Here is a 13,143-nt window from a genome sequence, read left to right on the forward strand (position 1 = left end):
GCGATCGCCTGCGGGGTGGTCGAGGGGCTGGGGCTCGGCCAGAACGCCCGCGCCGCGCTGATCGCGCGCGGCTTTGCCGAGATGACGCGCTTCGGCCTCGCCTGCGGGGCGCAGGCCGAGACGCTCTCGGGCCTGTCGGGGCTGGGCGATCTGGTGCTGACCTGCTCCTCAGTCAGCTCACGCAATTTCTCGCTCGGCAAGGCGCTGGGCGAGGGACTCAAGGCGGCAGACGTGCTCGCCGATCGCGCGACGGTTGCCGAAGGTGCGTTCACTGCGCCGGTGCTGCAACGCGTGGCCAGCGCGCGCGGCGTCGCGATGCCGATCGTCGATACCGTGTGCGCGCTGCTTGCGGGCGAGGTCGCGGCGGGCGATGCCGTTGCCGCGCTGCTCGCCCGCCCGCTCACGGCCGAGTAGCGCTCAGGGCGTCACCACCGCGAAGGCCGGGTCGAACGGCGGGTGCAGCATCAGCCAGCGCAGGAACAGCCCCGAATCGCCGTCGATCTTCATCGCGCCCGATTTCATCAGCGTCGGGAAATCGGTCTTGCCGATCACGATCGCGTCGAAATCCTTGCGGTTGAGCGTCACGGTAGCCTGGGCATCGGCGAGCGTCGCGCCATAGCGCGGCACCTCGACATCGCCATTGACCATGATCCCCAGCATCTCCTTCGTATCGGGCAGGATGAAGTTGATCTTCGCGCGCATGTTGCCCGCGCGCTCGGCGGCAAAGCGGGTCGCCAGCGCGTCGAAGAACTCGGCGGTGGGGATGGCGCTGATGAAGCTGCGGCTCTGCGTGCTCGCCCCCTTGCGCGGCAGTTCGGTCCCGCGCAGCGTGGCGGCGCCCGCCAGATAGTAATTGCGCCAGATGCCCGATTCGGCGGCGAAGCCGAGCGCCTCGTAGCTGTCCGCCAATGCCGCCTTGGCAGCGGCGTTGTTCGGTTCGGCAAAGACGAGGTGGTTCAATAGCTCGGCAGCCCAGCGGTGGTTGGCGGCCGCTTGCGCCTTCCTGCCAGCTTCGAGCAGCTTGTCCGCGCCGCCCGCCAGCTCGACATAGCCCTTGCCCGCCGCCACCGGGGGCAGCGGATTGAAATTGGCGGGGACGCCGTCCCACCAGCCGTAATAGCGCTGATAGGTCGCCTTCATATTGTGGTTGATCGTGCCGTAATAGCCGCGCGCGGCATAGGCCGCCTGCTGCGCCGCCGGTTCGGCGATACCGTCCGCGACCTCGTGCAAAGTCATGCCCGCATTGGCGCGGCCGAGCGTGCGGTCATGGACATAGCGATAGGCATCGCGCTGGTTCTCCAGATATTTGGCCACGCGCGCCTGGCCCCAGGTCGGCCAGTTGTGCGAGGCGATCTGCACCTCGGCCTCGCCACCCCATTTGACCAGCGCCTTGTCGATGATCTTCGACCAGCGCAGCGCATCGCGCACCTGCGCGCCGCGCAGCGTCAGGATGTTGTGCAGCGTCTTCACCGATACCTCGGTGGTGTGCAGCACCTTGAAATCGGGCAGGTAGAACAGGAATTCGGCCGGGGCCTCGGTGCCCGCCGCATCCATGAAGTCGAAGCGCACCCCGTCGATCACCTTGAGCCCGCCTTCGGGGCCGATCAGCATCGTCGGGGCCATGTAACCGGTGGTGCCGATCGACAGCCCGGTGCCCAGGCCATTGTCGACCCGGCCTTGCGCCCCCGGCGCGAGCGCAGTGCCGAACATATAGGCAGACCGCCGGGTCATCGCGTTGCCCGCGAGCACGTTCTCGCTCACCGCCTCTTCGGCAAAGCCGTGCGGCGCGACGATCGGCACCTTGCGCTTCTTCGCCTCTTCGGCCGACACGATGCCGCCCACCCCGCCGAAATGGTCGGCATGGCTGTGGCTGAACAGCACGGCGGAAATCGGGCGCTTGCCGATCCGGCTCTCGGCCAGCTGCATCGCGGCGGCGGCGGCCTCCTCGGTGAGCAGCGGATCGACGACGATCCAGCCGGTCTTGCCCGCGATGATCGTCATCACCGCGATGTCATAGCCGCGCAGCTGCCAGACCTTGCCGGGGACGATCTCGAACAGCCCGTGGATATGGTTGAGCCGCGCCTGCCGCCAGAGCGAGGGGTGCACGGTCGCAGGCGCGGTCTCGGCGTTGAGGAAGTCGAAGGCGCTTGCGTCCCAGACGGTCTTGCCATCAGCGCTCTTGATCACGCCGCCGGGAATTTCGGCGATCTTGCCGCGTGTGGCATCGGCCATGTCGCTGCCGTCATCGGTGGGAAGCCGCGCCAGCACTGCCGCGCGCTCGGCATCGCTCAGCTGCGCCTGCGCAGCCGTACCGCTCATCAATGCCAGCGCCATCGCGCCGGTCTTCAGCACCCGTTTCATCTGCACCCTCCTGATCGCATCGCCTTGCCCAGGCGATTTATTGGCAGTCATGCTGCCATATTGTTCGCGCGCTGTCAGCCATTGATCGTGCCCCGGTTCAAATCCCCCCCAATCGGGGTGTGGCGATGGCAAAGCGCGGATTAAGCCTGTCTCCAACGAAGCATCCGCTTTTCATGACAGGCCACCGAACATTCAGCAAACCGCGACCCTGCTGGTCGGTGGCAGGTGATGGAAAGGCGATCCCGGCGGGTTCAGCGCCCGCCGGGGTCGTCGCTTCGAGCCAGGGGGACATGATGACGCTTGATCGCCGCCACTTTCTGATCGCATCGGCCAGCGCCGCCGCCTTTGCCGCGCTTCCCGCGCCTGCGCTCGCCGCCAAGAAGGCCAAGTCGCCGGTGGCGGTCAAGAACCCCGCAGCGCTCGCCGGGATGCGTCAGGCGGTGATCGGATCGTTCGCGGTCGGCTATCTGACCGAGCGGATCGACCGCGCCAGGGCAGGCGGCGGGCTGATGGGTGGCGGGTTCGGCGGAAAGTCGACCGCGCGCAGCTATCTTGCCGGGCTCACCGACACCGATTTCCGCGACGCGACCGAGGCGGCCTATGCCGCGTTCACCGATCGGCTGGCCGCGCTCGGCATCACGCTCGCCGATCGCCAGGCGCTGGTTTCGGCCTATGGCAGCAAGGTCAAGCCGCTGCCCAATGGCGAGGAGCGCACGCTGATCACCGGGCGCGACGACAAGGCCAAGGCGCGGCTGTTCAGCCCGGCGAGCCTAGGCGATCCGGTGGTGCTGCAGGAATGGCTGGGCATCCTGACCGGCGGCGGCTTCGATTTCGCGTTCAACATGAGCGTGGTCAATGCGAGCATGAACGCCAAGACCTATGCCAAATCCTCGGGCCTGCCGGTGATCAACGCGCTGCTGCTCGTCGATTTCGCCGATGCCGACAGCTATGGCGGCTTCTTCACCACCAGTTCTGCGGTCAAGGTCAAGTCGAGCCTTGCCGCCTTTCCCGATGCCAGCCAGCTCACCGTGTTCGCGCCGGGCGGCAAGACCGGATCGGTGGTGCTCAAGGAGCCGGTGGCGATGGGCGGCGATTACGGCACGTTCGCGGACACCACCGGCGGCACCGCAAAGACGCTCGAGACGGTGAGCAATGTCATCGGCATTCTGGGCGGGGTGGGCACCAACAAGTCGCGCAAATACACGATGACCGCCGATCCGGCGCGCTGGCGCGAGGGCGTGGCCGGGGTTTCGCACGAGGCGTTCGCCAGGCTGACAGCCGGGCTTTCCGCCTGAAATACGGCGCTATCCGGTTGACTTGGCGGCGGGGCGTCGCTCTTAAGGCGCCATGATCGAAATGTATCTCATCCCCATATTGCTGGGAATCGTCGAAGGCCTGACCGAGTTTCTGCCGGTCTCTTCCACCGGACACCTCATTCTTGCGACCGAACTGCTCGGCTTCGATGCCGAGGCCTGGGCGGTGTTCAACATCGCGATCCAGCCCGGCGCCATCCTGGCGATCGTCGTGCTCTACTGGCGCACCTTCATGGATGTGCTCGCTGGGTTGATGCGCTGGGAGCCCTCGGCGGTGGCGTTCACGCGCAACCTGCTGATCGCGTTCTTCCCTGCGGTGATCCTGGGCCTCGCGTTCGGCGACCAGATCGACAAGCTGCTCGAAAATGCGGTGGTCGTCGCCTGGGCGCTGATCATCGGCGGGGTGGCGATCCTGGTGGTGGAAAAGCTCGCCAAGACCAGCGATGCCGGCGGCGTGGCGGGCGTGCCGTTCAAGACCGCGATCGGCATCGGTCTGGTCCAGTGCATCGCGATGATCCCGGGGGTCAGCCGCTCGGGCGCGACCATCCTGGGCGCGATGGCGATGGGCGTGGACCGCAAGACCGCGGCGGAGTTCAGCTTCTTTCTCGCGCTGCCGACGCTGACCGGGGCGACGGTGCTCCAGCTGTACAAGAACCGCGACCTGCTGACCCCGGACGAATTTGGCGCGATCGCGATCGGCTTCGTCGTCTCGTTCATCGTCGCTCTGGTGGTGGTCAAGGCGTTCCTGAAGATCGTGACGCGCTACGGTTTCGCGCCCTTTGCCTGGTATCGCATCGTCGCGGGCGCGGCGGCTCTGGTATGGCTCGCCAACCGATAGGTCCGGATCGGAACCGTTGTGGCGAGGAAATTGTCCCAACCTGCGACGAAATGATTGTGCTCAGCAATCAATAGTCAACAATGCTGACCTATCGATACAAAAGTGCGTGACTCGGCGCATCCGATGCCCTAAAGCTGCGTCAGTTGCGGCGCGCGCAATCCTTGCCGCGCCTATCGTTTGCGAAGCAAGGGCAGGGGCATGGCTGACCAACAGCACGAACAGAATGTGGCCAGGGCGGCGGCATTGGCGGCGGAAAAGCTGGCGATGCTGCAATTCGTCGATCGCGGGCAGGCCTATCCGCCCAAGCGCAGCGCCGAGGACCGCGCCGACGATTTCGAGGAAATCTCCGACAGGTTCGATGGAGCCGCCGCGCAGGCGCAATCGGCGCGCTGCTCGCAATGCGGCGTGCCCTATTGCTCGACCCATTGCCCGCTGCACAACCATATTCCCGACTGGCTGCGCCTGACCGCCGAAGGGCGGCTGCGCGAAGCCTATGAAATGTCGAACCTAACCTCGACCATGCCCGAGATCTGCGGCCGCATCTGCCCGCAGGATCGCCTCTGCGAAGGCAATTGCGTGATCGAGTTTTCCGGGCACGGCGCGGTCACCATCGGATCGGTCGAAAAGTACATCACCGATACCGCCTGGGAACAGGGCTGGGTCGAGCCGGTGCTGGTCGGCAAGCCGCGCGGCCAGTCGGTCGGCATCATCGGTGCGGGCCCGGCCGGGCTGACCGCGGCCGAATATCTGCGCATGGGCGGCTATGACGTGCATGTCTATGACCGGCACGACCGCGCGGGCGGGCTGCTGACCTATGGCATTCCCGGCTTCAAGCTCGAAAAGGATGTCGTCATGCGCCGCGTCGCCCGGCTCGAGCAAGCGGGCATCGTCTTCCATTGCGGGTTCGAGGTCGGCCGCGACGCCAGCATGGACGATCTTCGCGAAAGGCACGATGCGGTGCTGATCGCGACCGGCGTCTACAAGGCGCGCGACATCAAGGTGCCGGGCATCGGCGCGGATGGCGTCGTCGCCGCGCTCGATTATCTCATCGCCTCGAACCGCAAGGGCTTTGGCGATGACGTGCCCGATTTCGACAGCGGCGCGCTCAACGCGCAAGGCAAGCACGTCGTCGTGATCGGCGGTGGCGATACCGCGATGGACTGCGTGCGCACGGCGGTTCGCCAGGGCGCGGCCTCGGTCAAGTGCCTCTACCGCCGTGACCGGGTCAACATGCCCGGATCGCAGCGCGAAGTGCTCAATGCCGAGGAAGAGGGCGTCGAGTTCGTCTGGCTCTCCGGGCCCGTCGCGGTCGAGGGCACCCCGCAGGCCAGCGCCGTGCGCGCCAGCCGCATGCGGCTGGGCGCGCCCGACGCTTCGGGCCGTAGCGCGCCCGAGCCCGATCCCGACAGCGATTTCTCGGTGCCTGCCGATCTCGTCATCAAGGCCTTGGGCTTCGACCCCGAGGACCTGCCGACCGCGTTCGGCTGCGACGAACTCTCGGTGCAGCGCTGGGGTACGCTGCGCGTGGACCACAAGACGATGATGACCAGCCTCGATGGCGTGTTTGCCGCAGGCGATATCGTGCGCGGCGCCTCGCTGGTGGTCTGGGCGATCCGCGACGGGCGCGACGTGGCCGAGCACATGCACAAATATCTCAAGGCCAAGGCGCGCGCCGGAGCCGAAATGGTCGCCGCCTGAGCAAGATGTGAAGGACCAGGCCGGATGAGCGCGACGCCCCGGCCGGTCGAGACGAAAGACACGTGACATGACCCACTTCCCCACGCCCGAGCACGAACGCCTTGCCCGCGAAGGCATGTATCGGCCCGACTATGAATCCGATGCCTGCGGCGTCGGCCTGGTCGCCGCAACCGACGGCAAGCCCTCACGCCGCGTCGTCGAAAGCGCGATCGATGCCCTGAAGGCGGTGTGGCACCGCGGCGCGGTCGATGCCGATGGCATGACCGGCGACGGCGCAGGCTTGCATGTCGACCTGCCTGTGCGCTTCTTCGACGATGCGATCGCCGATTCGGGTCACAAGGTGCTGCCCAACAAGCTCGCGGTCGGCATGGTCTTCCTGCCGCGCACCGACCTGCAGGCGCAGGAAACCTGCCGCACCATCGTCGAGAGCGAGATCATCGAGGCGGGCTATACCATCTATGGCTGGCGTCAGGTGCCGGTGAACATCGCGGTCATCGGCGACAAGGCGCAGCGCACTCGGCCCGAGATCGAGCAGATCATGATCGCAGGGCCCATGCCCGACGAACAGAATATCGCCGAGTTCGAAAAGCAGCTCTATCTCGTCCGCCGCCGGATCGAGAACAAGGTGATCGCCGCGCAGATCAACGATTTCTACATCTGCTCGCTGTCGTGCCGGTCGATCATCTACAAGGGCCTGTTCCTCGCGGAGAGCCTGTCGGTCTTCTATCCCGACCTCACCGATCCGCGCTTCGAGAGCCGCATCGCGATCTTCCACCAGCGCTATTCGACCAACACCTTCCCGCAATGGTGGCTGGCGCAGCCGTTCCGCTGCCTCGCGCACAATGGCGAGATCAACACCATCCGGGGCAACAAGAACTGGATGAAGAGCCACGAGATCAAGATGGCGTCGCTGGCCTTTGGCGAGAACAGCGAGGACATCAAGCCGGTGATTCCGGCCGGCGCGTCCGACACGGCGGCGCTCGATGCGGTGTTCGAGGCGATCTGCCGCTCGGGCCGCGAGGCGCCCACCGCCAAGATCATGCTCGTGCCCGAAGCCTGGCAGGGCGACCAGGTGCTGCCGCCCGAGCACAAGGCGATGTACGAATATATGGCGAGCGTGATGGAGCCCTGGGACGGCCCCGCAGCGCTGGCGATGACCGATGGCCGCTGGGCGGTGGCGGGCGTCGACCGCAACGCGCTGCGCCCGCTGCGCTACAGCCTCACCAACGACAATCTGCTCGTCATCGGGTCGGAAACCGGCATGGTGGTGCTGCCCGAAAGCAGCATCGTCGAAAAGGGCAGGCTGGGGCCGGGCCAGATGATCGCGGTCGATCTGCACGAGGGCAGGTTCTACCATGATCGCGAGATCAAGGACCGGATCGCCGCCGAACAGCCCTATCGCGAGCTGGTCAAGGGCTTCCGCTCGATCGCCGATCTGCCGCCCGCCGGTGCCGATTCGATCCCGCAGCTGAACCGGGCCGAACTGACCCGGCGCCAGGTCGCGGCGGGCCTGACGATCGAGGACATGGAGACGATCCTCGCGCCGATGGCTGAGGACGGCAAGGAAGCCATCGGATCGATGGGCGACGATACCCCGCTTGCGGTGGTCAGCGCCAAGCCCCGCCCGATCGCGCAATTCTTCCGCCAGAATTTCAGCCAGGTCACCAACCCGCCGATCGACAGCTTGCGCGAGCGGCATGTGATGAGCCTGAAGACGCGCTTTTCGAACCTGGCCAACATCCTGGAGCAGGACAGCCAGAACGAGCGCGTGCTGGTGCTCGAAAGCCCGGTGCTGACCAACAGCGAATGGGGCAGGCTCAAGGCCGATTTCGGCCGGCTGGTCGCCGAGATCGACTGCGTCTTCCCGGCCGAGGGCGGCCCCGAACAGCTGCGCGCGGCGATCAGCCGCATCCGCGAGCGAGCTGAGCAAGCGGTGCGCGAAGGCAGCACCGAAATCTTCCTGTCCGACGAAAAGGCCGACGAGGATCAGATCGGCGTGCCGATGATCCTGGCGGCGGCGGCCGTGCACACGCATCTCGTGCGCAAGGGCCTGCGCGCCTATGCCTCGATCAACGTGCGCACCGCCGAATGCCTCGACACGCACCATTTCGCGGTGCTGATCGGCGCGGGCGCGACCACGGTCAACGCCTGGCTCGCCGAATTGTCGATCGCAGACCGTCAGGCGCGCGGCCTGTGCGGCGACATTCCGCTCGACAAGTGCATCGCCAACTACCGCAAGGCGATCAACGAGGGGCTGCTCAAGATCATGTCCAAGATGGGCATCGCGGTGATCTCGAGCTATCGCGGCGGCTATAATTTCGAGGCGGTGGGCCTGAGCCGCGCGCTGGTCAACGACCTTTTCCCCGGCATGCCCTCCAAGATCTCGGGTGAGGGTTATGCCTCGCTGCACCTCAACGCCAAGCTGCGGCATGAGGCGGCCTATGACAGCAATGTCGCGCGGCTGCCGATCGGCGGCTTCTACAAGCAGCGCGACGGCGGCGAGGCGCATGCCTATTCCGCCGGGCTGATGCACCTGCTGCAGACCGCGGTCGCCAAGGACAGCTATTCGCAATATCTGCAATTCGCCGCCGGGGTGCGCGAGCTTCCCCCGGTCTATCTGCGCGACCTGATGGAGTTCAACTACGCGGCCAAGCCGGTGCCGCTCGACGAGGTCGAGGCGATCACCGAAATCCGCAAGCGCTTCGTCACGCCCGGCATGTCGCTGGGCGCGCTGTCGCCCGAAGCGCACGAAACGCTGGCGATCGCGATGAACCGCATCGGCGCCAAGGCGGTGTCGGGCGAGGGCGGCGAGGCGTCCGAACGCTATCTGCCGCGCGACAATGGCGACAATGCCAATAGCGGCATCAAGCAGATCGCATCGGGCCGGTTCGGCGTCACTGCCGAATATCTGGGCGCGTGCGAGGAGATCGAGATCAAGGTCGCGCAGGGCGCCAAGCCCGGCGAGGGCGGCCAGCTGCCCGGCTTCAAGGTCACCGAGTACATCGCCAAGCTCAGGCATTCGACGCCGGGGGTGACGCTGATCAGCCCGCCGCCGCACCACGACATCTATTCGATCGAGGATTTGGCGCAGCTGATCTACGACCTCAAGCAGATCAACCCGCATGCGCGCGTCTGCGTGAAGCTGGTTTCTGCCGCGGGCATCGGCACGATCGCCGCCGGCGTTGCGAAAGCCCACGCAGACGTGATCCTCGTCTCGGGCAATGTCGGCGGCACCGGCGCATCGCCCCAGACCAGCATCAAATACGCTGGCACGCCCTGGGAAATGGGGCTGTCCGAAGCGAACCAGGTGCTCACGCTCAACGGTCTGCGCCACCGCGTGAAGCTGCGCACCGATGGCGGGCTCAAGACCGGACGCGACATCGTCATCGCGGCGATCCTGGGCGCCGAGGAATATGGCATCGGCACCCTGTCGCTCGTCGCCATGGGCTGCATCATGGTGCGCCAGTGCCACAGCAACACCTGCCCTGTCGGCGTGTGCGTGCAGGACGAGCGGCTGCGCGCCAAGTTCACCGGCACGCCCGAAAAGGTCATCAACCTGATGACCTTCATCGCCGAGGAGGTGCGCGAGATCCTGGCACGGCTGGGCTTCCGCAGCCTCGACGAGATCATCGGCCGCACCGATCTGCTGCGCCAGGTCAGCCGCGGGGCCGAGCATCTCGACGATCTCGACCTGAACCCGATCCTCGCCAAGGTCGATGTCGCCGACGAGCAGCGCCGGTTCAACCTGGAAAGCTGGCGCAACCCCGTGCCCGACAGCCTCGACGCGCTGATCCTCAAGGATGCGCGCCCCGTGTTCGATCGGCGCGAGAAGATGCAGCTGACCTATAATGTCCGCAACACACACCGCGCGGTGGGCACGCGGCTGTCGGCCGAGATCACCCGCATCTACGGGATGAAGGCGCTCGACGAAGGCCATGTCCGCATCCGCTTGCGCGGCTCGGCGGGCCAGTCGCTCGGCGCGTTCCTGTGCCAGGGCATCACGCTCGAGGTGTTCGGCGATGCCAATGACTATGTCGGCAAGGGGCTTTCGGGCGGCACGATCATCGTGCGCCCGACGGTGAGCTCGCCTCTCGTCAGCCATGCCAACACGATCATCGGCAACACCGTGCTCTATGGCGCGACCGCGGGCAAATTGTTCGCTGCCGGACAGGCCGGCGAGCGCTTCGCGGTGCGCAACTCGGGCGCGGAGGTCGTGGTCGAGGGCTGCGGCGCCAATGGCTGCGAGTACATGACCGGCGGCGTCGCGGTGATCCTGGGCGAGACCGGGGGCAATTTCGGCGCGGGCATGACCGGCGGCATGGCCTTCGTGCTCGATCGGCACGACCGCTTCGCAGGCCAGGCGAACCCCGAATCGATCGTCTGGCAGCGCATCGACAGCGCGTATTGGGAAGATCGCCTCAAGGGGCTGATCGCGGCGCATATCGAGGGCACCGACAGCCAGTGGGCCCAGGAAATCCTGCGCAACTGGGACCGCTATCTGCCGCAGTTCTGGCAGGTCTGCCCCAGGGAAATGCTGACCCGGCTCGCCCATCCGTTGAGCGACGCCGTGGCAATGGAGGCGGCTGAATAAGCACCCACCAAGAAACCGTCGTCGGCATTGGGCATTTCCATACTAGGATTCAGCTATAGATTGAATATTCTTCCCTCATGACGAGGGGAGAATATTCATGTCTGCAGTAAAGCTTACAGATGCGTTGCGCGTTGAATATAATCAACTTTTCCAAAGTTGCAGGGTCGACTCGCAGCGTGCCTCTACCGTGGATGATCTGGCGCAGAAGCTGAACGGAAACCGCAACCGCTACGAAAGCACCGGCGAGCCGCTGGGCATTCCATGGACTTTCATCGCGGTGACGCACAACATGGAATCGAGCCAGAATTTCTCCAGGCACCTGCACAATGGCGACCCGCTGACGGCGCGCACCGTCCAGGTGCCCAAGGGCCGACCCAGAACCGGTACGCCGCCGTTCACCTGGGAAGAAAGCGCGCGCGACGCGCTGTTGCTGAAAAAGCTGGACACATGGACCGACTGGACCGTGGCGGGCACGCTGTACAAGCTCGAGGAATATAATGGCTGGGGCTATCGCCGCTTCCACCCCGATGTGAAATCGCCCTATCTCTGGTCGTTTTCCAACCATTATCGGTCGGGCAAATATGTGGCCGACGGCACCTGGTCGCAAACGGCAAAGTCGCAGCAATGCGGTGCGGCGCTGCTCTTGCGCCGAATGGCGGAGCTTGGCCATTCGGGATTCAGCGATCAGGCGGTGCCGGCGCTCGACGCCATGCCCGCCATCGTCCGCTATTCGGCATCCGAACCCTCCGATCCCGAAGTGAGGGCGGCGGCGATGGCCCTGCAAGACTGGTTGTCGACCCACAAGGGCATTTTCGTGAAGCCCGACGGTTGGCCCGCCAGACGCACCTCGGACGCGTTCAAGCTGGTCACGGGCCGTTATCTGCCGGGCGATCCGCGCGGCTGAGCCTGGCCGGAGCAAAAAGCCCCGCCCGCCCTGGGGAAGGGGCGGGCGGGGCCCGGCGGGGACGGGCAGGCCGGTGGCCTTGCGCAGGTTCAGGTCGACCCACTGGTATCCGCCCCGCGCGAACAGCTGGCCCTTTTCGCCAACGCGCACGCCGATCTTGCCGGTCGCGCCATATTCGCTGTCGATGATGCTCGAACCGAGGTTGAAATTGCCTTCCGCGCCGACGATCAGCGTCGGGCCGACCGGGACATCCACGCCCGCGAACACGCCGTAGATCGGGCTGCCATCCTTGCCGAGCGGATTGTCGCCCAGATCGTGATACCCGCCCTGCGCACCGACATAGACGTCAGCCTGAGAGACGTCCTGCGCCATCGCGGGGGCAGAAAGCGCGAACGGAAGGGCTGCGACAGCCGAAAGGCAAGCGAGCTTGATGGGGGAGAGAGTTTTCATCTTTATTGTCCTTCGTTGTTACGCCGGGACATGCCCGGCGTCGGGGCGGGTGTAGACCCTCGCCCCGGTCCCCAAGCTGAACGAAAGATGCGGCAAATCGACAGATTCCATCAGTTCATCGAAATAAAATGACGGATTGTTCAGCTTCAGGCGTGGCGCGGGGCGGCTGCGGAGTCGCCTCGATCTGGCCGTAAAATGCTGGAATGCCCTCACGCATTTTATGGACGCCTTGGCGCGGCTGATGCATGGAGGATGGAATGTGGCAGCTGTTCCAATTTCCCCTGTGTCCGTTTTCGCGCAAAGTCCGGCTTCTGCTGGGAGAAAAGGGCATCGGCTACGAGCTGGTGCGCGAATCACCCTGGGAGCAGCGCGACGAGTTTCTCGACATGAACCCCGCCGGGCGCACCCCGGTGATGCGGCATCGCGACCGCGACCAGACGCTGTGCGACAGCTGGGCGATCTGCGAATATTTCGAGGAAACGGTCGAGAAGAACCCGATGATCAACGGGTCGGCGGACAACCGCGCCGAAATCCGGCGGCTGGTCGCGTGGTTCGACGAGCAGTTCTTCGGCGACGTCGTCGCTCCGCTGATGCACGAACGCATGCGCAAGCGGCTGATCTATCGCCAGCCGCCCGATGGCCGCGTGCTGCGCGAGGCGATGCGGCTCGCCAACACGCATCTCGATTATATCGACTATCTGCTCGACCATCATGCCTGGATCGCGGGCGCGACGATGAGCCTGGCCGACCTGGCTGCGGCCGCGCATATCTCGATCGCCGATTATCTGGGCGGCATCGACTGGCTGGCGCATGCGCAGACGGCGGACTGGTACAGGAAGTTCAAATCGCGGCCGTCCTTTCGTCCGCTGCTGGCCGAACGGATGGAAGTGATCAAGCCGCCCTCGCATTACGAGGAAGCGGATTTCTGAGCGGTGTCTCCCCTCCCGCTTGCGGGAGGGGTGGCCGGAGCGCAGCGACGGACGGGGTG

8 protein-coding genes are annotated in these 13,143 nt (G+C 65.5%); 7 read left to right on the forward strand and 1 reads right to left on the reverse strand.

Going from position 1 to position 13,143, the window contains the following annotated elements; genetic code table 11:
- A partial coding sequence (locus DM995_RS13050; protein ID WP_353653363.1) for an NAD(P)H-dependent glycerol-3-phosphate dehydrogenase occupies positions 1-414 on the forward strand: 414 nt, incomplete at its 5' end.
- 3 nt (positions 415-417) lie between these two features.
- Here DM995_RS13050 and DM995_RS13055 read toward each other — a convergent pair.
- Entirely contained in the window at positions 418-2,361 is a 1,944-nt protein-coding gene (locus DM995_RS13055) for an alkyl/aryl-sulfatase (RefSeq protein WP_232824380.1), read from the reverse strand.
- A gap of 290 nt (positions 2,362-2,651) precedes the next feature.
- Between DM995_RS13055 and DM995_RS13060 the strand changes: the two genes are divergently transcribed.
- The 6 genes from DM995_RS13060 (at position 2,652) to DM995_RS13085 (ending at position 13,084) form a co-directional block, all read left to right on the forward strand.
- Positions 2,652-3,656: a hypothetical protein gene (locus tag DM995_RS13060; protein ID WP_116969698.1), complete on the forward strand. Its 1,005-nt coding sequence runs from the start codon at positions 2,652-2,654 to the stop codon at positions 3,654-3,656.
- 52 nt (positions 3,657-3,708) lie between these two features.
- Entirely contained in the window at positions 3,709-4,512 is an 804-nt protein-coding gene (locus DM995_RS13065) for an undecaprenyl-diphosphate phosphatase (RefSeq protein WP_023837548.1), read from the forward strand.
- Positions 4,513-4,776: 264 nt separating this feature from the next.
- On the forward strand, positions 4,777-6,210 hold the full coding sequence (locus DM995_RS13070; RefSeq protein ID WP_116970463.1) for an NAD(P)-dependent oxidoreductase: 1,434 nt from the start codon (positions 4,777-4,779) through the stop codon (positions 6,208-6,210).
- A gap of 67 nt (positions 6,211-6,277) precedes the next feature.
- Positions 6,278-10,801 carry a glutamate synthase large subunit gene (gltB, locus tag DM995_RS13075; protein WP_116969699.1) on the forward strand — a complete coding sequence of 1,508 codons (4,524 nt, stop codon included), beginning with the start codon at positions 6,278-6,280 and terminating at the stop codon, positions 10,799-10,801.
- A 187-nt stretch (positions 10,802-10,988) separates the two neighbouring features.
- A complete protein-coding gene (locus DM995_RS13080) occupies positions 10,989-11,705 on the forward strand; it encodes a hypothetical protein (RefSeq protein ID WP_198669360.1) in 717 nt (238 codons plus the stop codon).
- A 707-nt stretch (positions 11,706-12,412) separates the two neighbouring features.
- Entirely contained in the window at positions 12,413-13,084 is a 672-nt protein-coding gene (locus tag DM995_RS13085) for a glutathione S-transferase family protein (RefSeq protein ID WP_031317962.1), read from the forward strand.
- Positions 13,085-13,143: the final 59 nt, after the last annotated feature.

It is taken from the genome of Blastomonas sp. UPD001, assembly GCF_003426715.1.
Classification (GTDB): domain Bacteria; phylum Pseudomonadota; class Alphaproteobacteria; order Sphingomonadales; family Sphingomonadaceae; genus Blastomonas.